General features: G+C 38.4%; 22 protein-coding genes. 5 read left to right on the top strand and 17 right to left on the bottom strand.

The features are described 5' to 3' along the window. Positions 1 to 18: 18 nt before the first annotated feature. Both pnpS and COE25_RS16515 read right to left on the bottom strand, forming a co-directional pair. A complete protein-coding gene (gene pnpS, locus COE25_RS16520; protein WP_098933367.1) occupies positions 19 to 1,437 on the bottom strand; it encodes a two-component system histidine kinase PnpS in 1,419 nt (472 codons plus the stop codon). Then, positions 1,434 to 2,150, bottom strand: a complete 717-nt coding sequence (locus COE25_RS16515; protein WP_088089222.1) for a response regulator transcription factor — start codon at positions 2,148 to 2,150, stop codon at positions 1,434 to 1,436. The genes pnpS and COE25_RS16515 overlap by 4 nt, the downstream gene beginning before the upstream one ends. Before the next feature lie 205 nt (positions 2,151 to 2,355). Here COE25_RS16515 and COE25_RS16510 point away from each other — a divergent pair, with 205 nt between their 5' ends. Beyond that, positions 2,356 to 3,267 carry a nuclease-related domain-containing protein gene (locus COE25_RS16510; RefSeq protein ID WP_098933366.1) on the top strand — a complete coding sequence of 304 codons (912 nt, stop codon included), beginning with the start codon at positions 2,356 to 2,358 and terminating at the stop codon, positions 3,265 to 3,267. 198 nt (positions 3,268 to 3,465) lie between these two features. Here COE25_RS16510 and COE25_RS16505 read toward each other — a convergent pair whose 3' ends face one another. The 5 genes from COE25_RS16505 to COE25_RS16485 form a co-directional block, all read right to left on the bottom strand. Beyond that, positions 3,466 to 3,942 carry a MaoC/PaaZ C-terminal domain-containing protein gene (locus COE25_RS16505; protein ID WP_098933365.1) on the bottom strand — a complete coding sequence of 159 codons (477 nt, stop codon included), beginning with the start codon at positions 3,940 to 3,942 and terminating at the stop codon, positions 3,466 to 3,468. Between the two features lie 90 nt (positions 3,943 to 4,032). Continuing rightward, positions 4,033 to 4,971: a malate dehydrogenase gene (gene mdh, locus COE25_RS16500; RefSeq protein WP_088089224.1), complete on the bottom strand. Its 939-nt coding sequence runs from the start codon at positions 4,969 to 4,971 to the stop codon at positions 4,033 to 4,035. Positions 4,972 to 5,074: 103 nt separating this feature from the next. Continuing rightward, entirely contained in the window at positions 5,075 to 6,343 is a 1,269-nt protein-coding gene (gene icd, locus COE25_RS16495; RefSeq protein WP_088089225.1) for an NADP-dependent isocitrate dehydrogenase, read from the bottom strand. Positions 6,344 to 6,479: 136 nt separating this feature from the next. Then, positions 6,480 to 7,598, bottom strand: coding sequence for a citrate synthase (citZ, locus tag COE25_RS16490; RefSeq protein ID WP_098933364.1), 1,119 nt, complete (start codon positions 7,596 to 7,598; stop codon positions 6,480 to 6,482). Positions 7,599 to 7,880: 282 nt separating this feature from the next. Then, positions 7,881 to 8,342, bottom strand: coding sequence for a DUF441 domain-containing protein (locus tag COE25_RS16485; protein WP_088089227.1), 462 nt, complete (start codon positions 8,340 to 8,342; stop codon positions 7,881 to 7,883). Positions 8,343 to 8,569: 227 nt separating this feature from the next. Between COE25_RS16485 and ytvI the strand changes: the two genes are divergently transcribed. Next, complete coding sequence (gene ytvI / locus COE25_RS16480) at positions 8,570 to 9,685, top strand: sporulation integral membrane protein YtvI (protein ID WP_088089228.1); 1,116 nt, start codon at positions 8,570 to 8,572, stop codon at positions 9,683 to 9,685. Between the two features lie 47 nt (positions 9,686 to 9,732). Here ytvI and COE25_RS16475 read toward each other — a convergent pair whose 3' ends face one another. The 8 genes from COE25_RS16475 to dnaE form a co-directional block, all read right to left on the bottom strand. After that, a complete protein-coding gene (locus COE25_RS16475; protein ID WP_098933363.1) occupies positions 9,733 to 10,119 on the bottom strand; it encodes an FxsA family protein in 387 nt (128 codons plus the stop codon). Positions 10,120 to 10,226: 107 nt separating this feature from the next. Continuing rightward, positions 10,227 to 11,990, bottom strand: coding sequence for a pyruvate kinase (gene pyk / locus COE25_RS16470; RefSeq protein WP_098933362.1), 1,764 nt, complete (start codon positions 11,988 to 11,990; stop codon positions 10,227 to 10,229). Positions 11,991 to 12,049: 59 nt separating this feature from the next. Continuing rightward, on the bottom strand, positions 12,050 to 13,009 hold the full coding sequence (gene pfkA, locus COE25_RS16465) for a 6-phosphofructokinase (protein ID WP_088089231.1): 960 nt from the start codon (positions 13,007 to 13,009) through the stop codon (positions 12,050 to 12,052). Between the two features lie 590 nt (positions 13,010 to 13,599). Next, on the bottom strand, positions 13,600 to 14,577 hold the full coding sequence (accA, locus tag COE25_RS16460; RefSeq protein ID WP_088089232.1) for an acetyl-CoA carboxylase carboxyl transferase subunit alpha: 978 nt from the start codon (positions 14,575 to 14,577) through the stop codon (positions 13,600 to 13,602). Next, entirely contained in the window at positions 14,571 to 15,449 is an 879-nt protein-coding gene (accD, locus tag COE25_RS16455; RefSeq protein WP_088089233.1) for an acetyl-CoA carboxylase, carboxyltransferase subunit beta, read from the bottom strand. The genes accA and accD overlap by 7 nt, the downstream gene beginning before the upstream one ends. Before the next feature lie 183 nt (positions 15,450 to 15,632). Then, entirely contained in the window at positions 15,633 to 16,286 is a 654-nt protein-coding gene (locus tag COE25_RS16450; RefSeq protein ID WP_257208856.1) for a FadR/GntR family transcriptional regulator, read from the bottom strand. After that, complete coding sequence (ystJ, locus tag COE25_RS16445; RefSeq protein ID WP_098933361.1) at positions 16,270 to 17,508, bottom strand: NADP-dependent malic enzyme; 1,239 nt, start codon at positions 17,506 to 17,508, stop codon at positions 16,270 to 16,272. Before ystJ ends, COE25_RS16450 begins: the two co-directional genes overlap by 17 nt. 127 nt (positions 17,509 to 17,635) lie before the next feature. Continuing rightward, on the bottom strand, positions 17,636 to 20,998 hold the full coding sequence (gene dnaE, locus COE25_RS16440) for a DNA polymerase III subunit alpha (RefSeq protein WP_098933360.1): 3,363 nt from the start codon (positions 20,996 to 20,998) through the stop codon (positions 17,636 to 17,638). Positions 20,999 to 21,249: 251 nt separating this feature from the next. Here dnaE and ytrH point away from each other — a divergent pair, with 251 nt between their 5' ends. Beyond that, on the top strand, positions 21,250 to 21,588 hold the full coding sequence (gene ytrH, locus COE25_RS16435) for a sporulation membrane protein YtrH (RefSeq protein WP_098933359.1): 339 nt from the start codon (positions 21,250 to 21,252) through the stop codon (positions 21,586 to 21,588). After that, positions 21,585 to 22,085, top strand: coding sequence for a sporulation membrane protein YtrI (ytrI, locus tag COE25_RS16430; RefSeq protein WP_088089237.1), 501 nt, complete (start codon positions 21,585 to 21,587; stop codon positions 22,083 to 22,085). Before ytrH ends, ytrI begins: the two co-directional genes overlap by 4 nt. Before the next feature lie 174 nt (positions 22,086 to 22,259). Here the strand turns inward: ytrI and COE25_RS16425 are convergent, their stop codons facing one another. After that, a complete protein-coding gene (locus tag COE25_RS16425) occupies positions 22,260 to 23,210 on the bottom strand; it encodes a DHH family phosphoesterase (protein ID WP_098933358.1) in 951 nt (316 codons plus the stop codon). Between the two features lie 97 nt (positions 23,211 to 23,307). On the opposite strand from COE25_RS16425, the gene COE25_RS16420 reads away from it, so the two are divergent. Beyond that, on the top strand, positions 23,308 to 23,619 hold the full coding sequence (locus COE25_RS16420; RefSeq protein WP_088089239.1) for a YtpI family protein: 312 nt from the start codon (positions 23,308 to 23,310) through the stop codon (positions 23,617 to 23,619). Between the two features lie 118 nt (positions 23,620 to 23,737). On the opposite strand, the gene COE25_RS16415 is transcribed toward COE25_RS16420, so the two are convergent. Then, on the bottom strand, positions 23,738 to 25,057 hold the full coding sequence (locus COE25_RS16415; RefSeq protein WP_098933357.1) for a CBS domain-containing protein: 1,320 nt from the start codon (positions 25,055 to 25,057) through the stop codon (positions 23,738 to 23,740). Positions 25,058 to 25,086 lie beyond the last annotated feature (29 nt).

Genomic DNA, 25,086 nt, shown 5'->3' with positions numbered 1-25,086 from the left:
ATATCCACCTTCCAAAAATCATATCGAATATTTATGTAGTTCAATAATAAAGTCGCTTCCTTCACCCAAATTACTTCTGACACTTATGTTACCATGATGCGCTTCTATTAAGTGTTTTACGATTGCTAATCCAAGGCCTGTCCCACCCGAGTTACGACTTCTGGCACGGTCCACTCGGTAAAATCGTTCAAAAATACGTGGAATCTCTTCTTTACTAATTCCTACCCCTGAGTCTTTCACATGGATCCGTACGTTCTCACCATGTTCGAGAAGGATAATTTTTACGTCCCCTTCTGGCGGGGTATAGTTAATTGCGTTGCCGATTAAATTGATAAATACTTGTTTTAAACGGTCCGAATCGCCATTGATTAACACTTGATTTTGCTTGCAGTAAAGTTCAAGCTTGATATTCTTTGCTTCTGCTTTTCCTGTAAGAATCGTGATTACTTCTTTTAATAACATATGTAAATCTATTTCTTGAATGTTTAGTCTGAAGCCTTGCTGCTCTATTTTTGAAAGCTCTAACAGGTCTTGTATAAGTGTTTGCAGGCGATCACTCTCTTTTAAAATGATCGAAAGAAATGCTTCTAATGTTTCTTTATTGTTCATGGCACCGTCCAGCAATGTTTCAGTAAATCCTTTAATAGAAGTTACAGGGGTTTTTAATTCATGCGAAACATTGGCGACAAAATCCTTCCGCATTTGCTCGAGTTTTTTTATTTCGGTTATATCATGTAAAACAATCAGTACCCCTTTCCAAACATTATTTGTTCCAATTATCGGGACACCATACACAACAAAATACCTTCGTTCGATCAAAAAAGGCACAAGTAATTGTTCACTTACCTTCTTTTCAGTCCGAAAAACCTCTGCTACTAAATGACAAATTTCTTCATATTCAATCACTTCATAGTAGAGTTTATTTAAATAATCAGTTGGATTCACCTGAAAAATATCAATAAACCCTTTATTAATGAGATTAATGTACCCGCGACTATCTATTAAGACTAATCCTGCTCCCATATTTTCAATTAAAGCACTTAACCGGTCCTGTTGCATTTCTTGTGCTTTAACAAGTTCTTGGAGGTTTTCGGCCAGCATATTGATCGATGACCCAAGCATGCCGGTTTCATCCAGTCGATCTACTTTTGTTCGTGCCCGGTAGTTTCCGTTTGCCAGTTCAATCGCTACATTTGTGGCAGCTTCAATTGGTTTTGTATACTTTGAGGTAATTCTAATGGATAGAAAAATAATTATTATTATTGCAATCCCTAGACAGATGGAAAGGACCCATAAGATTTCAACTTTAAAATGTTCATTTAGAGACTCTAAGTAATAGCTTTTAAACAATTGGCCAAGTAATATTCCTAATCCAACTAAAACCGCCATAATTAATAAGATTAGTGTAATTAGCAGCCCTTTTCGGTATTTGGTCATTCTCCTTTCGGCTCCTCCAATTTATAGCCCAAGCCCCGTAACGTTTTAATATAGGCCGGCTTTTTCGTATCCACTTCAACTTTCTCTCTTAAATGTGATATATGTACATCCACAATTCTAGTATCGCCAGCAAAGTCATAATTCCAAACAGCACTAAGTAATTGATCACGCGTCAAGACGCGGCCTTTATTTTGCGCGAGATAAAGAAGTAATTCAAATTCCTTTAAGGTTAACTCCAAAAGTTGGTCGTTAAAATAAGCCTCATACTTTTCGGGATCGATTCTTAAATTAGCGATCACTAGTTGCCCCGTCTCTTTTTCACTTACGTCAATTGCCTCCGCTTGGACTTGTGTCCTCCTAAGAATTGCTTTCACGCGGGCGATCACTTCTCTAGGACTAAAAGGCTTTACCATATAATCATCTGCACCAAGCTCTAAACCTAATATTTTATCGAGCTCATCATCTTTTGCAGTTAACATTAAAATTGGGGTCATTATACTCTTTTGACGAAGCTGCTTACATACTTCCATTCCATCCAACTTCGGTAACATGAGGTCTAATACAATGATATCAGGGCCTTGTGTCTCTGCAAGATGTTTCCCCTCTTCACCATCCATAGCAGTGATCACTTCATACCCGGCCTGCTCCAAATTATATTTAAGCAAAGTTACAATTGACTGTTCATCATCGACAACAAGTATTTTATTTTTCATAATATCCCCCACTAAAATAAGTTACCTCCATTATAATAATAAAGATTACATATAATCTAGTTTTACAAAACTTTAACATAAAAGGAATGTGGACATAGCCATCGAAATGAGTTTGAATTTTTTAAAATAATTAACAAAATATCCACTTTTGGTGTCAAATTTCGCCATAATTTTTTATAAAATTAACTATGAAAGGGAGTGAAATATGGCTTACAAACCACGTGTTGAAACAGGTGAATTATTGATCCTAAGAATTTTGAATAAACGAATGAATTTAACAACTGAAGAGCAGCTACATTATAAAAACAAGGAAAAAGGCTTTGAAGGTGAAGTTGAGTTCGATTTATTAACAGAGAAGCTTCAATGTGAGTGCTTTATATTAAACGATCTGCTGCTTGAGGTTAACAATTCTAAATTCCAAATTGATACCACTATTATTTTTCAAGAAACGATTTACCCTTGTGAGATAAAAAATTATGAAGGCGACTTCATTTTCAAACCTGACAGGCTTGAGAGGATTTCCGGTAAAGATTATAAAAATCCACTAGACCAATTCAAACGCACCAAATTCATGCTACGCCAGTTACTGCAAAATCTAGGATATAATATCCCCATTGAGGGAACCGTTGTGTTTATTAACCCCGAGTTTACATTATATCAAGCGCCCCTAAACGAACCCATTGTTTATCATTCACAACTAAATCGATTCATGAAAAAATTAGATATGCAGCCCTCCAAACTAACTAGCCGGCATAAAAAGCTGGCTGACAAGTTTGTTTCCCTTCATCAAATTGAATCACCCTATAGGAGGCTACCACCATATAAGTATACTCAAATGCGAAAAGGGATGACATGTATTACGTGTAATTCATTTAAGATAACTGTTCCCACAGGGGCAAGGAAAGTTATATGTGATGATTGTGGATGTGAAGAGGGTTTTGAATCAGCCGTACTGCGCAATGTGGAAGAAATAAAGCTATTATTTCCGGATAAAAAAATTACTACTAATTTGGTTTTCGAATGGTGTGGAGTTGTGGGGTCTAAAAAAACCATAAAAAAATTTTTAATGAAAAATTATCGTTCTAATGGGAAGAAAAAATATACCTATTATATATGATTTGACAATCTTATTAAGCCATTTCCTGAATGAACTGTTCTTATCGACCAACACGTGGGCGCCTCAACCTTTTTAGGCTTTATGAACCGGTCTTATCGACCAACACGTGGGCCCCTCAACCTTTTTAGGCTTTATGAACCGTACATTTTCTTTTTAACGCAAAAAGGAACGTCTACACATTCCTTTTTTACATCTTTATTAAAAATTATCCAGCGCCCTACCATGTATTTCCTCCAAACGATGTGGAGGACAAACTTTAACCCTTCCCAGTATGACAGTCTCATTTTTTTCATTCATTCCTATGACACTGATCACAATGGTATGTTCATCTCTTACAACCTCGATCACTTCAAACAAAAACTCGACGGTTCCATAATGATATACGGGCTTAGGAAACTCAATATCTTGGCTTAAGATATGGCTCCCAGGTCCGGGTAAATATTTTGAGATGGCAGAGGTTATCATTCCTGTAAGCATAATACTAGGAACGATTGGTTTTTCAAAAGGCGTCTGTGAAGCATAATCATGTTGAATATAGAGAGGGTTTGCATCGTCTGTTAAACCTAAATAAAGGAGGATATCCTTGTCTTCTATCTTTTCAGTCATAGACAATTTTTCACCGACAGTAATTTCTTCAATCCTTCTTCCTAGCTTTCTTTTCTTACCTAAAAGCATATAACTCCACCTCCGTTGTAAGCGATTTCATTTGAATGCAAAGAAATTCGGGGAAACCCTTGCAACCCCGAATTTCTCAATTTTAATTTTTTATGCTAACACTTGCATTACATTGCGAACGGATTCTGCTGATTTATCTAATGCAGCTTTTTCGTCAGCAGTTAACTCAAGCTCAATTACTTTTTCAATACCATTTGCACCAAGGATCGTTGGTACTCCAAGGTAAATGCCATCGTAACCAAATTCGCCTTCAAGATAAGCAATGGAAGGAATCACTCGACGTTGATCTTTAAGGATTGCTTCACACATTTCTACTAAAGAAGCTGCAGGCGCATAATAAGCACTTCCATTACCTAGAAGGTTTACAATTTCACCGCCGCCTTTTCTTGTACGTTCTACAATTGCTTCTAGACGATCTTTAGGAATTAAAGTTTCTAATGGAATACCACCAGCATAGGAGTAGCGTACAAGCGGAACCATGTCATCTCCGTGTCCACCCAATACAAATCCCGTAATGTCTTTAACGGAAAGATTTAATTCTTGAGCAACAAATGTGCGGAAACGAGCACTATCTAGAACTCCAGATTGACCAATTACACGGTTTTTAGGGAATCCTGATTCTTTAAATACAGTATATGTCATTGCATCTACTGGGTTGGTTAGAACAAGAATCGTACAGTTTGGAGAATACTTTACAATCTCCTGTGTAACACTTCTCATTACCTTTTGGTTTGTCTGGACTAAATCATCGCGGCTCATTCCAGGTTTGCGGGCAATACCAGCAGTGATAACCACAATATCAGAATCACGAGTATCTTCATAATTTGAAGTACCTGTAATATTAGAATCAAAGCCTTGTACTGGACTCGCTTCAAGCATATCTAACGCTTTACCTTTTGTTGGGTTTTCCATTTGTGGGATATCAACTAGAACTACATCGCCAAGTTCCTTTTGTGCCAGTAAAAATGCAGTGGTTGCTCCTGTAAATCCGCCGCCGATAACAGATACCTTTTTACGTTTTAATGACATTTTAATTCTCCCCTTTGAACTTTTTAATGTTTCACTTGAATCTAGAAAAGGCAGAAGGGGCTATTTTTATTTACAGCCCGCATCTGCTCTTCACTTTCCCTTCTTATTCCATGTTCTTAATTAGCTCGTCACCGAATTCAGAAGTTTTTACTTCAGTTGCTCCGTCCATTAAACGAGCAAAATCATAAGTTACAACTTTAGAAGCAATTGTTTTTTCAACAGATTTAATAACCATTGTAGCCGCTTCATTCCAGCCTAAGTGCTCAAGTAATAACACACCTGATAAAATGACAGAAGAAGGGTTTACTTTATCAAGACCCGCATACTTAGGTGCAGTACCGTGTGTTGCTTCAAAAATGGCATGTCCTGTTTCATAGTTGATGTTAGCGCCTGGTGCAATACCAATACCGCCTACTTGCGCTGCAAGTGCATCAGAAATGAAATCTCCGTTCAAGTTCATTGTTGCAACCACATCAAACTCACGTGGACGTGTAAGGATTTGCTGTAAGAAGATATCTGCAATAGCATCTTTTACGATGATTTTGCCTGAAGCTTCTGCATCAGTTTGAGCCTTATTAGCAGCTTCAGAACCCTGTTCCGCTTTAATGCGGTCATACTGTAACCATGTAAATACTTTATCGCCGAATTCCTTCTCAGCAAGCTCATAACCCCAGTTTTTAAACGCGCCTTCAGTGAATTTCATGATGTTTCCTTTATGCACGAGTGTAACGGATTTACGGCCCTCTTTAATAGCATAATTGATCGCTGCACGTACTAGACGGCTTGTTCCTTCTTCCGAAACTGGTTTAATACCGATCCCTGAAGTTTCAGGGAATCTGATTTTCTTAACACCCATTTCGTTTTGTAGGAAGTCAATAACCTTTTTAACTGCTTCAGTACCTTTTTCATATTCAATACCCGCATAAATATCTTCAGTGTTTTCACGGAAAATAACCATATCCGTATCTTGTGGGCGCTTAACTGGGGAAGGAACACCTTCGAACCATCTAACTGGACGTAAGCAGACAAACAAATCTAATTCTTGTCTAAGAGCCACATTTAATGAACGAATTCCTCCGCCAACAGGAGTTGTTAATGGACCTTTAATGGCAATTAAATACTCTCTGATCACGTCAAGCGTTTCACTTGGAAGCCATTCACCTGTTTGGTTAAATGCCTTTTCTCCCGCTAAAACTTCTTTCCAAATCAATTTACGCTCGCCTTTATAGGCTTTTTCAACTGCTGCATTTAAAACTCGCTCGGAGGCTGCCCAAATATCTGGACCGATACCGTCACCTTCAATAAATGGGATGATTGGATTATTTGGTACATTTAATACTCCGTTTGTAACCGTGATTTTTTCGCCTGACATAGTTGATACTCCCTCCTATTATGTAAAAGAAAAACTAAAAAACTTACACCTTTTGTCTTATCAAAGGTTAGAGAGGTGAGTCTCTAACCTTTTCATACATATCTATTAGACCAATTATTCTAACAAAAGTAAAATATTAACCTCGTTGGTCGATTGCAACATATTTTTGCTTTCCAGGACCAATATAATCAGCACGCGGTCGGATTAACCGGTTGTTCTCATATTGTTCAAGAATATGTGCAAGCCATCCTGATACCCTGCTGACAGCAAAGATTGGTGTCATTAAATCATGATCAATCCCTAAACTGTGATAAACAGAGGCTGAATAGAAATCCACGTTAGGTGGCAAATTCTTTTCACCTGTGACAATGCTTTCAATTTTTTCAGACATATCATACCATTGAGGTTCGCCCGTTAGTTCAGTTAACTTTTTAGACATTGCTCTTAGGTGCTTGGCACGTGGGTCACCTTGTCGATATACACGGTGGCCAAAGCCCATGATTTTTTCTTTCTTCTCAAGTTTACCACGGATGTATGGATCTACATTTTCAAGGGTGCCAATTTCTTTTAGCATTTTCATTACAGCTTCATTTGCCCCACCGTGAAGTGGTCCCTTTAGGGCTCCGATTGCGGCAGTTACTCCAGAATAAACATCTGATAACGTAGCTACACAAACACGTGCTGTGAATGTAGATGCATTCAATTCATGGTCCGCATGTAATACGAGCGCTTTATTTATTGCTTCTTCAGCAATTGGTGCTGGTTCCTTGCCAGTTAACATGTATAAGAAATTCGCTGCAAAGCTTAAATCCTGTTTAGGAGCGATTGGTTCAAGACCTTTTCTAATACGCGCAAAAGTTGCTACAATAGCAGGCATTTTTGCCTGAAGACGAATCGCTTTTTTATAATTTGAGTCTGAATCCATTAAATCAGCTTCATCATCATAAATGCCTAAAAGAGAAACCGCTGTACGAAGTGCTGCCATTGGATGTACTTCTTGAATTGGAAATAGCTTAAAGTGTTCAATTACTTCCTGTGGAAGTGCTGCATTCTCAGAAAGTTGTTTTTTCAATTCTGCTAACTGCTCTGAATTTGGCAGCTTTAAGTGCCATAATAAATAAATTACCTCTTCGAAACTTGCATTCACAGCTAAATCATCAATGTCATAGCCAACATAGGTTAGCGTGTCATCAATAATTGAACTGATTGAGGATGTTGTTGCCACTACCCCTTCTAGACCGCGTGTTACTGTCATAGTAAATCTCTCCTTCACATTATAAATTTCCCCATACTTTTAAGTAAAAATTACTCCCCTTATTTCATCCTTTAAATTGACTGAGCGATTGCTCAGGTAAAAAGCAAACAAAAAAATACCTATTTCATTTAGAGAAATAAATTGATTAACAATCAAATCAGCATATATATATGTGGTTTATATAAAAAAGGATACGCTTACAAGCCTATTATAAACAATTATCAGACTTTTGTGAACGAAAAGGAACCGAAAAGTACAAAAAAATATTATTTTACAAAATATCTAGGTGAAAAAATTAAAAATTTTCATTGCTGTATAGGCAATCCCAGCTCCAATTAAAGGTCCAACTGCGACCCCTTTAAAAATAGACACAGATAATATCGTGCCAAGAACTAAAGCAGTTGTAATCTGCGGATCATCTGCTAGTAACTTAACCCCTCCTTTTGCCAGCATAGCGACAATCATGCCCGAGATCAGGGCAATCCAAGCATATGATGATTTAAATGCTCCTGTTAAGTCTTTAAAACCAATTTCTCCACTTGCAATCGGGACTAATACCGCAATTGTAATAATTGTGACACCCCAATTAATACCTTTGGACTGTATAAATGAGAATGCCTTTGTATCCAATCCTACAACCTTTAAGGTAATGAGCACTGCAATGGCAACCAGTAAGGAACTGTTTTTCGCAATAAAACCAATGACGAGCAATAACAGTAAAAATAAAAATGACTCATTTAGCATGTTCTCACCACCTCCTATTCAAATTATCGTAACATAATACCTGCATAAGCATGAAATTAATGATTGCAATAAGTTTCTGTTCTATCTCCTTGCGAATTCTTAAAATAAAATGTTCGTAATATTTTTAAGCCTATTATATTTATCTGGAAAAGTTATGCAGTTTATTTCATAAAATGTTAAACTAGAACTACCAAACATACATATAAAAGGTTAAAGGAGGTTTGTCTTTGAATCTTAAGTACTTATACCGGACAATACGATTCTTAATTGTAATAGGTGTTATTGTTTTGGCGCTTTACTCCTTTTATTTTCTGTCAAAAGTGACCTATCCATTTTTAATTGGACTAATTATTGCGTTTATGATTAATCCACTTGTAGATATTTTTGAAAAAAAGGCTAGAATGCCTCGTGTATTAGCTGTTTTTATTGCACTTATTATTATTTTTGCCTTATTTGCAGGTTTAATTACACTGCTAATTGCCGAGATTGTCTCTGGTGCTACTTATTTGTCAACGGTAGTCCCAGATCATCTAGATACGTTAATTGAATATATAGAGAAATATTTTACTGCTCAAATTCTTCCGATATATGATCAATTAACAAGTGTGTTTAATAAACTTGAATCAGGGCAGCAGGATACGATTATTGGTAATATACAGAATGTTGGGACGAGAATTGGCTCAACCGTTGGCAATTTTATTCAGAATCTATTTGGGATTATCCCAAATATCATCGCTTGGCTTCCAAATGCAGCTACCGTTTTAATCTTTTCCTTATTGGCTACTTTTTTTATTAGTAAAGATTGGTACCGTTTATCGACATTGGGCGGCAGACTCTTACCTGAGAAAGCAATAACAAGCAGCCGGTCTGTTTTTGTTGATTTAAAAAAGGCGCTGTTTGGTTTTATTAAAGCCCAGTTAACACTGATATCGATTACCACGGTTATTATTCTAATTGGCCTACTTATTCTTCGTGTTGATTACGCGATAACTATCGCTTTAATAACCGGAATAGTGGATGTTATTCCTTACCTGGGTACGGGTGCTGTTTTTGTCCCATGGATTATTTATGTGGCGATTGGAGGCAATACAGGTCTTGCCATTGGCTTAGGAGTTCTTTATATTGTTGTCATCGTTCAACGGCAAGTCATGGAGCCCAAAATCCTTTCTTCTAATATTGGACTTGATCCATTAGCCACACTGATTGCGTTATTTGTCGGTTTTAAATTGATTGGTCTTTTAGGATTAATTGTTGGCCCCGTCACCCTTGTCATTATTAGCACCTTGTATCGTGCTAATGTTTTTCATGATTTATGGGTTTTTATAAAAGGAAAAGAGGTTTGAGACTTCTTAATAAGAAAAGTCAGCCCCAAATTGGATGCTGACTTTTCTTATTTTATGATTTTAATATTTCCTTTATTAATCCGTCTTCGCCACGCTTTGAGGATTAGAAATTTTATCGGCTTTCTTGTTGGCGGGAAAAGAAATAGGAACCCGGTAACATCAGTGATAAATCCTGGCGTTAATAAAAGTGTTCCGCCAATTAAGATGCAAATTCCATCTAAAAGAGCTTCGCCTGGAATCTGACCGGAGCTTAGTTGTTCCTGCACCCTTCTGATTGTCTGGAGTCCCTCTCTTTTGGCTAAATAAGCCCCAATGATTCCTGTTAATAAAATTAGAGCAATGGTTGGCCAAACACCGATAGCTTTACCTGAAAAAAGTAAAACACCAATATCCATAGCAGGAATTACAATGATTAACAAAAATAAATAACGCATAGATTGTCCCCTTTCAAATGCTTATTCTTATTATATTACCAATGGGGATGATTTTGTGGTTATTAAAAAAAAGAAGGGGTTTCCCCTTCTTTTTTCCTTATCTGCTCTTATAAGACACTAGCATGTCCGTTGTAGATAACTCCACTAGTAGCATCTACGGTTATTTCTTGGCCATCTTTAAACAATTCTAAGGCATTATCTACCCCAACAACCACTGGGATGCTAAGGTTTAGTCCAACCACTGCTGCATGGCTTGTTAATCCGCCCTCTTGGGTAATAACAGCCGCACATTTTTCAAGTGCTGGCACCATATCGCGATCCGTACCAATTGTCACAAGAATCGAACCTTGCTTTACTTTTTCTAAAGCTTCTTTCGCATCATGGGCAACTACCACTTTACCAAAGGCTGTTCTACGGCCAATTCCTTGTGCTTTTGTAATAATATCGCCGACAACATGGATTTTCATTAGGTTTGTTGTACCGGCTTCACCTACTGGCACACCAGCAGTAATAACAACTAAATCACCACGCTTAACGATACCGCTATTTAAGCTTTCTTCAACGGCAATATCCAGCATTTCGTCTGTTGTGGTTGCAACCCTTCCAAACTGCGTGTAAACACCCCAAACAAGGGATAGACGGCGGCATACATGTTCAACGGAAGTTACCGCAACAATCGCTGCTTTCGGACGATATTTAGAAATCATTCTAGCAGTATGACCGCTTTCAGTTGGGGTAATAATCGATTTTACATCAAGATTTAAAGCAGTATGTGCGACAGATTGTCCAATCGCATCTGTAAGATTATGTTCTGCATCTTTACTGCGGCTTGAAAGTATTTCTTTATGATCTAAAGCTGATTCTGCTCTGGAAGCAATATTGTGCATCGTTTGGACTGCTTCCACAGGATATTGTCCTGCAGCAGTTTCACCAGAAAGCATGATTGCGTCAGTTCCATCAAATATCGCATTCGCTACATCACTAGCTTCTGCACGAGTTGGTCTAGGATTTCTCTGCATGGAATCAAGCATTTGAGTCGCAGTAATAACTGGTTTGCCCTGCGCATTACATTTCTTAATTAACATCTTTTGGACAAGTGGAACCTCTTCAGCAGGGATTTCTACGCCAAGATCTCCACGAGCAACCATTAAGCCATCAGAAATTTCTAAGATTTCGTCAATGTTATCGACGCCTTCCTGGTTTTCAATCTTAGGAATAATGTGGATATGTGTAGCATTATTTCCTTCTAATAAGTGACGGATTTCTAAAACATCCTTTGCACGTCGAACGAAAGAGGCAGCAATAAAATCAACACCTTGTTCAATTCCGAAAAGAATATCTTGAGTATCTTTTTCTGTAATTCCAGGCAGGTTCACTGATACACCTGGAACGTTAACGCCTTTTTTATTTTTCAATGTACCGCTATTTAAAATTTTGGTATGGATTTCATTCGCCGATTTATCCACATTCGTTACTTCTAAGCCAATTAAGCCATCATCTAAAAGAATCTTTGAGCCTACATGGACATCTTCAATTAGCCCTGGATATGTAACTGAAAACTTTTGAAGAGTTCCTTCTACTTCGGTCATGGAAACGATAATATTTTCTCCAGCCGTTAGCTCAAGCGCACCGTTTTCCATGTTGTTTGTCCGAATTTCAGGACCTTTTGTATCTAATAGGATGGCAACGATTTTGCCAGTTTGTCTGGATGCTTCGCGAATATTTTGGATTCGTGCACCATGTTCTGCAAAATCTCCATGTGAAAAATTTAATCGAGCTACGTTCATACCCGAATTGATTAATTGTGTTAATTTTTCAACGCTTTCACTAGCTGGACCAATCGTACAAACGATTTTTGTTTTTCGTAACATTCTTATTTTTCCTCCCGTATTAGAAAAGCAATTTTGCCATTTCTTAAATTCATAAATCCTTAAATCGATAATTCCATAGAAAGTTTGTAAAGATCACGATCTAAAGTATGTTGTCGGCCAAGTGCTTCAATGATGTCATAATCTACAAGCTGATTCTTTTCAATCCCTACTGCTCGGCCGCCTTTCCCTTCAATAAGAAGCTCAACTGCTCTTGCTCCTAATCTGCTTGCAAGAACTCTGTCAGCTGCAGTTGGTGAGCCACCGCGTTGAATATGACCTAAGACAGAAACTCTCGTATCAAAGTTTGTTGCCTCCTGAACTTGCTGCCCAAGCTCAACACCACTGCACACACCTTCAGCAACAACAATAATACTATGCTTTTTACCGCGTTCCTGCCCTTTTCGAAGTTTTTCAACGATATCATTCATGTCATAGCCTTCTTCAGGTATTAAAATCGTTTCTGCGCCGCCAGCAAGTCCTGCCCAAAGAGCAATGTCCCCAGCGTTTCGCCCCATTACTTCAATAATAAAAGTTCTTTCATGAGAAGTCGCAGTGTCACGAATTTTATCTAATGAATCGATAACTGTATTTAAAGCTGTGTCAAACCCAATGGTAAGTTCTGTCCCAGGAATATCATTATCAATCGTACCCGGAACCCCAACACACGGATAGCCATGTTCTGTTAACGCTTTTGCCCCACGGTAAGAACCATCTCCACCGATAACCACTAGGCCTTCAATTCCATGTGCTTTTAGCTGCTCGATCCCTTTTTGCTGTCCTTCTTTTGTTTTAAATTCTGGGCAGCGTGCCGATTGGAGCATTGTCCCGCCGCGCTGAATAATATCTCCAACAGAACCAAGTTCAAGCTTTTTAATATTTCCAGAAATTAATCCCGTATAACCACCATAGATACCATAAACCTCAAGATTGTGATAAATTGCTTTCCGAACCACAGCACGAATGGCTGGATTCATCCCTGGGGAATCTCCACCACTTGTAAGTACTCCTATTTTTTTCATGGTTACCACCTCAATTTTTAATTTAAAAAAATATGTATATCCTCATTTGAAATAGAAAATAAAGCTACGATCCTATAAAAATTACTTCTTTTATTATTTACATAAAACCCTCGAATATTTATAAAATAACATGAAGAAATAACTATAACAACCTTATGGTATTAGTAATTATAATAGGCAGAATAATCTATTAACTGGAAACGCTTTATTCACTCTTGTAAGCGTCATCAACAAACTTTTTATGGATTTCTGGTGAACATTTTGTGAATTTACAAAAAGCGGAAGCGCCCGTTTAGTTGCGTATGGACTGGAGCGCTCCAACTGAGATAAATGAAAATTGAAAAGCGGAAGCGTCTTGTCCAGGGGCGACAGGCATAAGATGAGCCGGCTTGAAGGTTGCTTTTTAACCTTCAGGACGGATTGGCTTATGACCCCGAGCCCCCAGGCGCTGGAGCTAGACAACACGGAGAGGGTTAGCGCATTCGTGCTTGACTTATCGTAGGGCGGAGAGCGAAGTCCCACTAGCAGTTGGGCGCTGGAGCTGGATTCAGAGAATAAAAAAAAGTGCCCATCGTTATGAGCACGTTATATTAATTAACCCCGATGTAATCATTGACAATTGCAAATTCACCGATAGTCCTGAAACGGTTGTAACGATCAGCAATTAATTCATCTTCTGAAAGCTTTAGCAGCTGCTGCAACGCTGTCTTAAGTACATTATCAATTTCTTCTGCTTGCTTGATTGCGTCTCTTTGGGCACCGCCCTTAATTTCGGGAATGATCCCATCAATGACGCCTAGTACTTTTAAGTCCGGTGCGGTTATTTTCATTGTTTCGGCTGCATTTTTAGCCAGAGCTGCATCTTTCCATAATATTGCCGCAGCACCCTCCGGTGAAATAACCGAGTAGGTTGAATTTTCCAGCATATAGATACGATTACCAACTCCAAGTGCAAGAGCGCCGCCACTCCCGCCTTCACCAATCACTATACACACCACTGGAACCCTAAGACCAGCCATTTCAAACAAATTGCGAGCAATTGCTTCACTTTGCCCGCGTTCTTCTGCTGCCTTTCCAGGATAGGCACCCTTTGTATCAATGAAACAGATAATCGGTCGATTAAATTTATCTGCTTGTTTCATTAATCGAAGTGCTTTTCTGTAGCCTTCTGGATGTGGCATTCCAAAGTTTCTGCGAATATTCTCTTTCGTGTCTCTTCCGCGCTGGTGGCCAATCACTGTTACAGGTAATCCTTTATATTTAGCAATTCCGCCCACTATTGCCTCATCATCAGCAAAGGTTCGGTCGCCATGACATTCAAAGAAATTCTCAAACAGATAGGGAATATAATCTAGCGTTGTCGGCCTGTTTGGAAGACGAGCAATTTGTACCCGATCCCAAGGCTTAATGTTTTCATAGATACTCTGCTCAAGCTTTTCAAGCCTAGTCTCTAATTTGCTAATTTCTGAACTTAAGTCAACATCCGCGGTTTTGGTGAACTCTTTTAAATCAGTGATTTTCTTTCTCAACTCGATGACCGGACGTTCAAATTCTAATTCTCCTACCATCTGAGCACACCTCCAGGTTGATGGATTTCTAGAATGTTTGTGACTTTCTCAACTAGGTCATTTCGAACGATAATTGCATCCAACTGACCGTGTTTTAACAGAAACTCTGACGTTTGAAAATCCTCAGGCAATTCTTCGCGGATGGATTGTTCAATAACTCTCCGTCCGGCAAATGCGATGAGCGCGCCTGGTTCAGCAAGGTTGAAATCTCCCAATGATGCGAAGCTCGCAGATACACCACCAGTTGTCGGGTGCGTCATTATCGAAATGATTAATCCACCATTATTACTAAACCTTTTTAAGGCAACACTTGTTTTTGCCATTTGCATTAAACTTAAGGCACCCTCTTGCATTCTCGCTCCACCTGATGCAGTAAAAATAATAAACGGAACATTTAACTCATCCGCTTTTTCAATTGCTAGTGTAATTTTTTCGCCAACAACCGATCCCATGCTTCCCATTCGGAACGTGGCATCCATAATGGCGAGAACAATTTTATGACCGTTAACTGTTCCTATTCCAGTGACAACAGCCTCGTTCAATTTACTCTTTTGTCGGTCTTTTTCAAGCTTTTCAAGGTAGTCAGGAAAGTTTAATGGATTTTTTGAAATCATATTATCATTCATTTCCATGAAACTTCCTTCATCAATGAAAGTGTCAATCCGTTCTTTTGAGTTCATTGGAAAATGATGACCGCAATGCAAACATATTTTTAAATTTTTCATTAATTCTTTTGTATACATAATCTTCTTACATGAAGGACACTTTGACATAATTCCTTCAGGAACATCATTTTTTGCAGTTTCCGTCGGTATTTGAGCATATTTCTTCTTTTTTGTATGATTTTTTGAAAAAAGATCTTTTAGCGCCAAAAATTAAACCTCCCTTGTGTTACGATAACTCTGGCAAGTTTCTCCAATTATTACTATTAAGAAGTTTTTCTATTCATGCTAAACTTCATACATCCATAGTGGTCAGACCACCATTGAAATAAAAATACCCTATCTTAGGGCTTGGTTAACCTACACTATAAATTAAAATGAGTTAAAAATCTGTTAGTATTTGTCGTTAAAAACAGACAAATTACGTAGATTGTAATAAGCAGATAGTGTTTTGGCTTCCTTCTTTTCAGACAGGGCCTCAATTAGTAATAGATAGTCTTGACGAGGACTGACAATTTTTTTTGAATCAAGCGAATGGTAATACTCATTTAAAATAGACCAAATTCTAGAGAAAAGATGGTTATCAGCGATCTCAATAATTTGATAAAAAAACTCATCATCATTTACGCTGTTATCTTGATTTGCCCATTCTTTCAAATTCACTATATTTTTGTTATCTATTTTTTGCAAGGCTAATCTTAGACAGTCCATCTCAATATAACACTTTGTCTCAAAAACATCACGTTTCGCTTTTTCATCCTGTAAAATAAATGTACTAAGAAGCTGGACAAGATGATTGCCCCGAAAGTCGCGAATAAACGTCCCTTCGCCCCTCCGTGTTTCAATTAACCCAAGCAATTCTAATGCCCTAAGTGCCTCTCTAACGGAAGAGCGCCCGAAATTCAGGCGCTCCGACAATTCTCGTTCAGATGGGATCTTATCTCCGGATTGTAATCCATCGATTGTTATCATTTCTCGTAACTGCTTAACAATCTCTAAATATACCTTAGTATTGTTTCCCACTAACGTATCACTCACTTTTGCCAATAATAGCGAGCCTCTTTGTTTTTTCCTTTATTTCTTCAGGATCAACCTTAATGCGGGCAACCCCGGTTTCCATTGCTGCTTTTGCGACTGCTGCTGCAACATCTGGAGCAACTCTCGGATCAAAAGGTCCGGGAATGACATAGTCGGAATTCAGCTCATCTGGACTGATTAGATTGGCAATAGCTTCTACTGCCGCGACTTTCATTTTTTCATTTATATGGGTGGCACGAACATCGAGAGCCCCACGGAAAATTCCCGGGAATGCGAGAACATTGTTAACTTGGTTTGGAAAATCTGAACGGCCTGTTCCGACCACTTTTGCTCCTGCTGCTTTTGCCTCATCAGGCATAATTTCAGGGTCCGGATTGGCCATAGCAAAAATAATAGAATCTGGATTCATTGATGCTACCATTTCTTTTGTAAGTGCACCTGCAACCGAAACTCCGATAAAAACATCCGCACCTTTAATTACATCTGCAAGGCTGCCTGTAAGGTTATCTCGGTTTGTATATTTCGCTACTTCAGCTTTAACTGCATTCATACCCTGTGGACGCCCTTCGTAGATGGCGCCTTTTGTATCACACATAATTATGTCCCTAACACCGTAACTATATAACAATTTAATAATGGCAATCCCCGCTGCACCAGCACCGTTTGCGACCACTTTAATTTCTGTCATTTTTTTGCCGATAAGCTTAAGTGCGTTGACAAGACCTGCAACCGTAACAATTGCTGTCCCATGCTGATCATCATGAAAGATTGGAATATTTGCTTCCTTTTTTAATCTTTCCTCAATTACGAAACAATTTGGAGCAGCAATATCTTCAAGATTTACGCCTCCAAAAGTAGGTTCAAGTAATTTTACAGTTTCAACAATTTTGTCAACATCAGTTGTGTTCAAACAGATGGGAAAAGCATCAACACCAGCAAAGCTTTTAAATAGTACTGCTTTACCTTCCATAACAGGGAGAGCTGCCTCAGGTCCAATATTACCAAGTCCAAGAACAGCGGTGCCATCAGATACAACTGCAACCATGTTCCCTTTCATGGTATATTCGTAAACCAATTCTGGTTTCTCATAAATATCTTTGCATGGCTCTGCAACACCTGGTGAATAAGCTAAACTTAAATCATGTGCATTTCGGACTAAAACTTTTGATTTCGACTCTAACTTTCCCTTATTAATTCGATGCATATGTAATGCTTCTTCCCGTAATGTCAAGATAGTTCACCCCTCAAATTTTTACAAAAGATTATTTAACATCCCGCTATATGTAGTTCGATTTTGTGGTGGTCAGACCACACTTGTCTCATTATCACTATAACATATCTTCGAAAGTTGTAAAGAATTATTCCTTCAGGACAACATTTTTTGGACCTAGCACATTTCTTAATAATTGCAGTAATTCGGGGGTAGGATTGATATTATTTTCTGACCCCAGTCTAATTGTTTTCCGGTTTTTTTCATAGTGTAAGATCACTGCTGCAGTTCCTTGATTTTCTTTTAGCAGCTGATTTAATTGCTGGAGGGAAGATTCATCCTGTTTATCCTCAACTATTTTCAAATATAAAACTGACTGTATAACCGTTTTAGTTTGTAACCACTCCTCTAAGTTTGAAACTTGTTGAATGATAAATTGCTGCTTCCCTTCACGTTCCTCTATTTTCCCTTCAATCAATAAAAATTTCCCATGCTCTAATAGATGCGAATATTTTTTGTAAACATTCGGGAATGCCACTGCTTCCATTTCGCCGCTTGCATCACTTACCGTTAAAAAGGCCATTGAATCTCCTTTCCTGGTACGAATGGATTTCATAGAGGTGATATAAACGCCTGATGAAATCCTTTGGGTTTGATTTTTGGTCCCAAACAGAGCATGTGCCCCTGCATGTTTGAGTTGCTCTTCATAAATAGAGACCGGATGGTCCGAAAGATAAAAGCCAAGTGCTTCTTTTTCAAATGTCAGCTTATTCTCCAGACTAATGGGATCGACTTGCATATAGTTAGGCTTTGGTATGAATTCTTCTTCAAATAAATCAAATTGATTATTTTCAGACGGCTTAAATATTTGTGCATGCTCCATCGCTACATCTAAACTGGCGAGCAGAACGGCACGATCCTCACCAAATTCATCAAAGCAGCCAGAATGGACCAGGAACTCAAGCGTTTTTCGATTGATGGCTTTTGAGGAAACCCGAATGCAAAAATCAAATAAGTCTACAAATCTTTTCTTTTTCCTTGCCTGAAAGATCTCTTTTAAGGCGGCAGCCCCTACACTTTTAATGGCTGCTAAGCTGTAACGTATTCCTTCATGTTCAACTTGAAAGGAGTAACCACTATTATTGATGGATGGAGGCAGGATCTTGATTTCCTTTTGTTTTGTTTCCATGATGTATTGTGCTATTTTCGTATCATTTCCGATTGCCGATGTAAGCAGGCCGGCCATAAAATAAACCGGGTAATTTGCTTTTAAAAAAGCTAACTGGTAAGCAATCATACTATAGGCAACAGCGTGACTTCGGTTAAAGCCATAATTAGCAAAACGAACAATTAAATCGTAAATGTCGTTGGCTAGTGTTTGATCATACCCTTTTCTTAGCGCTCCCTGGACAAAATGACTCCGCTCTTTATCAAGAATATCCTTTTTCTTTTTTCCGACCGCTCTTCTTAAAAGGTCGGCTTCACCAAGTGAAAAACCAGCCATTTTCGAAGCAATTTGCATAATTTGCTCTTGGTAAACAATGACGCCATATGTATTCTCAAGGATAGGCTGCAAATCAGGGTGTGGATATTCGACTTTCTTTACGCGGTGTTTTCGATCAATAAAGAGTGGGATATTTTCCATTGGTCCTGGACGGTACAAGGCATTGACTGCCACAATATCTTCAAATCGGGAAGGTTTTAAGCGGGTTAGAACTTTGCGCATCCCTTCAGATTCCAGCTGAAATATACCTGTCGTTTCTCCGCCCGCTAACAGGTTGAAGGTCACAGTGTCCTCTAATGGAATCGAGTTGATGTTTATTTTCTTACCAGTTTTCCTATAGATAGAAGATAAAATTGAATCGATTAATGTAAGGTTCCGTAAGCCTAGAAAGTCCATTTTCAAGAGCCCGATTTCTTCGAGATGTTCCATTGAAAATTGCGTTAAATATACATGGTTAGACCCGCGTTGAATGGGGATTAAATCAATTAGCTGTTTCTCACTTATGACCACACCAGCTGCATGGGTGGAAGTGTGGCGCGGTAGACCTTCTAGTTTTAAAGCCGTTTCAAAAAGCCGTTGATTCATCGGGCTTTCCTTAATAAATTTTCTAAGTGGTTCCGATTCTTTATAGGCTCCTTGCAGGTTTATTCCTAATCGCGACGGAATCGTCCTTGATAAATGTTCCAGTTCCTTTGAATTTAACCCGAATACCTTACCGACATCCCTTAATGCAGCTTTTGCTGCGAGGGTTCCAAAAGTTACGATTTGCGCGACATGTAGTTCACCGTATTTCGCCGCAACGTAATTAATCACCTCATCGCGCCGATGATCTGGAAAATCAATATCAATATCAGGCATCGAAATCCGCTCAGGATTTAGAAATCGTTCAAATAATAGATTATGCTTTAATGGGTCAACATCAGTTATGTATAAAACATAAGCAACAAGCGAACCTGCTGCCGAGCCCCTTCCTGGACCTGTTAGAATTCCCTGCGCGCGGGCATATCTCATAAAATCCCAAACAATTAAAAAGTAGTTGCTAAATTCCATTCGCTTAATGACCGATAGTTCATAGGACAAACGATCATAATATTCCTGAGATGGGGCAGAAAAACGTTCGCTTAATCCCTGATTGCACAACACTTCAAGGTACTCCTCAGCTGGAATTCCATTCTCCGTTGGGAATGTTGGCAGATAGGTCTTATTCAGTTCAATGTTAAAGTCGCATCTGTTTGCAATCCTGTGTGTATTTTCTAATGCATCCGGTACATCAGAAAAGCGATCCACCATTTCACTAGCTGTTTTTAAATAGAACTGATCGTTTTCCAACTTTTCTCTGTGATCGTCCTGCAATTTATCGCCATTTTTTATGGCTAACAAACACTCTTGGGCAAACATATCTTCTTTTTCTAAATAATAGACCTGATTTGTCGCTACCAGCGGGACATTCATTTCTTTTGAAATCAAGTTAAACTGATTTCTGATTGTTATTTCTTGTTCGAGTTGATGATTTTGAATCCCTAGAAAAAAGCAGTTTCTGCCGAAGATGGTATCTAGTTTTCTTATTATATTTCTGGCAATTTCTTCTTCACCATTTAAGATGGACTGCTCAATTTCTCCTTCTAGTCCAGGTGTGATAGCTATAAGCCCTTCCGAATAATGTTTCAACCATCTGAGCGGAATCCCATGATCAGTTTTTGTTTGAACCGTACTAGATATCTTTAATAGATTTTTATATCCATGATCATTTTCTGCGAGTAAGACCAATGGATAGGACTCGTTATTGTTGTTTTCACTTTCTACATCCACTGTTAACCCGATGATGGGTTTAAGATTATTTTTCTTACACAACTTATAAAATTCAATCGTTCCGTACATGACGTTTCTGTCGGTTAAGGCGATCGCAGAAAAGCCTTTTTTTTGTGCATTTTCAATTAAATCCGGGACAGATGCCGTACTTGTTAATAAACTATATGCACTATATACATGTAGGTGAATAAAAGACATATTGTCACACCCTTAATTCCATAATCTCTCCCTTTATTATAGAACTTAATTTGAAAAAAGGAAAATATGTTCTTATTTTTAGGCGTTATTAAACTTGGCTGTTGATTTCCGCTCTAGGTGCTTCGCTCCAATCAACTGGCTATAAAATCAACAATGACCTTTAACTCTGCCTATTTTTAAAAACATATTTGTAATTGTTTGTCCATATAAATGAGTATTGGGATTGATTATGGATAAGGGCGGTTGACGAGATGAAAGAAATTGGTTTTTTTCCTTCTTTTATAGAAAGCTACTTTATTGCCTTAGGTGTGGTGCTTGGTGGTTCGCTTATTGGTGGTATAGCCTCATTTCTAACCGGACAGCCACCGCTAACGACCGTTTACCGCTTATCATCAGCGCTTCGAATTTGGGCGATTGTTTCGGCGATTGGCGGGACATTTGACGCGGTTTATACGTTTGAAAGAGGTTTGTTTGATGCGAATACAAAGGATCTTTTCAAACAATTTTTATTAATACTCTCTGCCTTAGGCGGGGCCCAGACTGGTGCCCTCCTGATTAATTGGTTAACCCAGGAGCATATCTCATCATGAGAATCCCGCCATTATATCGAAGACCTTCCTGGCAGCGTTTTTTTGGAGGAATGGCCGTAGGTGGTGTGATTAGCTGGTGTATTTTTTTATATATTTATGGGGTTTGGCAGGAAAAGAACACCGAATTAATTCGGACACAAGCGAAGGAAATTATTGACTTAAACGGAGAGAAAAAAATTTGGCAGGAAGAATATAAAGAAATTAATAAGCGAAATATTGAACAGCTTACAGTCCAGAAAATCAACATTAGAATTACAAACTGGGAAAAATATAAACTTGATTCTTTAAGTGTATTGGAGACAGAAGACTCGGTTAGAGATGATATTAGCATGATGATTGCAAAAGATATCGAAACAGTCTACAAAAGTAAGGACCTTTTGAAAAAAATTATTGAAAATAAACCAATTAAAATCAATGATAAAAGGTATAAACTAAAGGTTAAAGAAATGGTTTTTTATACAAACCTATCGATCCAATTAGAGATTCAGTTTGAATAATAAAAAATCGACCCTCACTCTCACGAGGGCCGATTTTTCTATTTGTTGGCTCAGTTAAACTTAGCTGTTGATTTCCGCTCCAGGCGCTTGCGGTTCGCGGGCGGGTCCGGGGAGTCTTCGCGCCTTCCGCTCCAATCAACTTGGCTATAAAATCAACAATGACTTTAACTCATCCTATTTTTTAAAAGAATAATTTTCACATACTTCGTCAAGTGCTTTCAATACATCGTCCACTTCGTTCCAAGAATAGATGGATGCTCCTGATGCAAGTGGATGCCCCCCGCCTTTGAACTTCCTTGCGACTCCATTGATGACAGGACCCTTTGAACGCAGACGTACCCTTATCTGTTCGGCTTCCTCGATGAAGAAAACCCACGCCTTTATTCCTTTTACATTTCCTAATGTTCCAACTAAGAGGGATGCCTCTGCGGGTTTTGCATTGTATTCTTGTAATAGTTCTTTTGTTAGCTTAACGGAGGCAACACCGTTATTCTGTAACTCAAAATTTTGGAGTATAAAACCGTTTAATTTAATGATATTGGTATCCAATTCATACATCTTGTCAAATAGCTCAGTCCGTGAAAAATTGTAATGAATTAATTCCCCAGCATACCCCAGTGTTTTTTCCGTCGTACTCGGAAAAAGAAATCTTCCAGTATCACCGACAATTCCAGCGTATAACAATCTCGCTGCTGCATCATTCATTTTTAGCCCTTTGTTTTTTCCGTTTAAATAAAATTCATAAATCATTTCGCTGCACGAGCTAGCGCTTGTATCCACCCATAATAAATCACCATACGGGTCCTCATTTGGATGATGATCAATTTTTATTAACTTTTCACCCAGAGAATAACGCTTGTCACAAATCCTTTCAGCATTTGCGGTATCACAAACGATCACTAATGCACCCTTATATACTTCATCTTCAATCACATCAAGCCTGCGCATGTAATGAAGGGTTGGTTCTTCTAGACCAACGGCATAAATCTTTTTATTCGGGTAGGATTCTTGAAGAATCGCTGCCAATCCACCTTGTGAACCGTAGGCATCAGGATCTGGACGGACGTGACGATGAATAATGATGGTTTCAAATTGTTCAATCTCTGCTAAAATCTGCTCAATCATGTGCAATGCTCCTTTACCAACTAATAAACCAAATGTGGTATTTTTTTGTTTTTACAGTTACAATAATAGAAGATTTTCTATACTTGGAGGAAATAATATGTTTGTACTTGTTGTATTAATTGCTATACTATTTGCTTTCTATCTATTTTATAAAACAAAATACTTCAGAAGCAACCGTTTAGTAGAAAAGAAATGGCTTGCTGCTAAATCAAATATTGCCCTAGGGCTTTTTGTCTTTTTATTTGGAGTTAATCACATGCTATTTATTTCCGAAACAACGGTTATGTATATAGTTGCCGCAGTATTTATTGTTTATGGAGCACTATTTAGCTGGATCGGTTTCAAAAAATATAAACATTACCTTCCATTCGCAATCGAGGAAGCAAAAAATTTTGAACTGCAAAAATAAATATAGAAGCCGCTTCTCCATTGGTGAAGCGGCTTTTTTAAAGTATATAACTTTGATAATTGTCCAGCTCCAGCGCCCAGCGGCTAGTGTACTTCGCTAAACAGGCGCTTCCGCTTTTCTAGTTCCTATCAAGCAATTGACACATCATCATTGCTTTTCCAACTAATATTCCTTCATTGAAAACTTCTACATCCACTTTTCCAAATTTACGTCCAACTTCAAGTACTTTCGGATAAATTTCTAATACACTCTCCATTTGAACAGGTTTAATAAAGTATATAGTCATATTTTCAACGACAAGATCGCCTTTTTTATAGCTCCGTAATACCCGGTTTGCTGCATCAGAGACAATCGTTGTAAACACACCGTAAGAGATTGTTCCAAGTTGGTTGGTCATTTGTGGGGTTACTTCGCAAGAGTAAACCTCTTCTCCTTTTGCTTTTCCCTGCATTAATACCATTTGATTTGTAACGATATCGTCGAGAGTTTCCCCGACCTGTGGCTGCCGCTGGTTCATTTGTAATGCTTTTAAAACATCCTGCCTGCTAATAATACCTTCCAAACGGTTTGAGTCATCTGTAACAGGAAGTACTTCAATTCCTTCCCAGACCATGGTATGTGCAGTTGAAGCCACACTTGTCTTCCCATTTACCGACATGGGGTGCTTGGTCATAATTTTATCGATGGATGCTTCTAAATCCTGACCTAAAATGTCCTTACTTGTCACCATCCCTTGAATCTTCATGTTTTGGTCAACAACTGGGTAGCGGCTGTGTGCAGTTTGTTGATTAAATTCATGCCATTTTGACACCCTATCCGACGTTTTTAGATAAAAAGTATCAGCAAGAGGGGTTAAAATATCTTCGACTAAAATAATTTCTTTTTTGATTAATTGGTCATAAATCGCCCGGTTAATCATGGTTGCGACCGTAAACGTATCATAGCTCGTTGAAATGACCGGTATTTCTAGTTTATCTGCTAGCTTTTTGATATGATCGTCAGCATCAAATCCACCGGTTATGAGCACAGCGGCTCCAGCTTTTAAAGCAAGTTCATGCGCCTGAGTCCGGTTCCCGACTATTAATAGGTTACCAGCCTCAGTATAGCGCATCATGGCTTCTAATTTCATGGCACCAATAACAAATTTATTTAGGGTTTTATGCAAGCCCGTTCTTCCGCCCAATACCTGACCATCAACAATATTTACTACCTCAGCAAAAGTAAGTTTTTCAATATTCTCTTTCTTTTTCCGTTCTATTCTAATCGTTCCAACTCGTTCGATGGTACTTACATATCCTTTGTTTTCCGCTTCTTTAATCGCACGGTAGGCTGTACCTTCACTGACAGACATCGCCTTGGCAATTTGTCTGACAGATATCTTTTCTCCAATAGGGAGACCATCAATATATTGTAATATTTGTTCATGCTTAGTGGCCAAGACCTTCACCCTTTATAGTCAAATTCCAA

The sequence above is a fragment of the Bacillus sp. AFS031507 genome (genome assembly GCF_002584635.1).
In the GTDB taxonomy this organism is placed as follows: domain Bacteria; phylum Bacillota; class Bacilli; order Bacillales; family Cytobacillaceae; genus Neobacillus.
Note: the sequence above shows the minus strand (reverse complement) of the source record. Positions and strands in the feature narration are given on the sequence as shown.

Bases quoted from the DNA above. Each gene is read 5' to 3' on its own strand.
- ytrH (WP_098933359.1), top strand. From the start codon at position 21,250: ATGAAAGAAATTGGTTTTTTTCCTTCTTTTATAGAAAGCTACTTTATT.
- dnaE (WP_098933360.1), bottom strand. From the start codon at position 20,998: ATGTCTTTTATTCACCTACATGTATATAGTGCATATAGTTTATTAACA.
- accA (WP_088089232.1), bottom strand. From the start codon at position 14,577: ATGGTAGGAGAATTAGAATTTGAACGTCCGGTCATCGAGTTGAGAAAG.
- pfkA (WP_088089231.1), bottom strand. From the start codon at position 13,009: ATGAAAAAAATAGGAGTACTTACAAGTGGTGGAGATTCCCCAGGGATG.
- COE25_RS16485 (WP_088089227.1), bottom strand. From the start codon at position 8,342: ATGCTAAATGAGTCATTTTTATTTTTACTGTTATTGCTCGTCATTGGT.
- COE25_RS16475 (WP_098933363.1), bottom strand. From the start codon at position 10,119: ATGCGTTATTTATTTTTGTTAATCATTGTAATTCCTGCTATGGATATT.
- COE25_RS16505 (WP_098933365.1), bottom strand. From the start codon at position 3,942: ATGCTTTTAGGTAAGAAAAGAAAGCTAGGAAGAAGGATTGAAGAAATT.
- COE25_RS16510 (WP_098933366.1), top strand. From the start codon at position 2,356: ATGGCTTACAAACCACGTGTTGAAACAGGTGAATTATTGATCCTAAGA.
- pnpS (WP_098933367.1), bottom strand. From the start codon at position 1,437: ATGACCAAATACCGAAAAGGGCTGCTAATTACACTAATCTTATTAATT.
- pyk (WP_098933362.1), bottom strand. From the start codon at position 11,990: ATGTTACGAAAAACAAAAATCGTTTGTACGATTGGTCCAGCTAGTGAA.
- ytrI (WP_088089237.1), top strand. From the start codon at position 21,585: ATGAGAATCCCGCCATTATATCGAAGACCTTCCTGGCAGCGTTTTTTT.
- COE25_RS16515 (WP_088089222.1), bottom strand. From the start codon at position 2,150: ATGAAAAATAAAATACTTGTTGTCGATGATGAACAGTCAATTGTAACT.
- mdh (WP_088089224.1), bottom strand. From the start codon at position 4,971: ATGTCATTAAAACGTAAAAAGGTATCTGTTATCGGCGGCGGATTTACA.
- COE25_RS16425 (WP_098933358.1), bottom strand. From the start codon at position 23,210: ATGATTGAGCAGATTTTAGCAGAGATTGAACAATTTGAAACCATCATT.
- citZ (WP_098933364.1), bottom strand. From the start codon at position 7,598: ATGACAGTAACACGCGGTCTAGAAGGGGTAGTGGCAACAACATCCTCA.
- icd (WP_088089225.1), bottom strand. From the start codon at position 6,343: ATGTCAGGCGAAAAAATCACGGTTACAAACGGAGTATTAAATGTACCA.
- COE25_RS16420 (WP_088089239.1), top strand. From the start codon at position 23,308: ATGTTTGTACTTGTTGTATTAATTGCTATACTATTTGCTTTCTATCTA.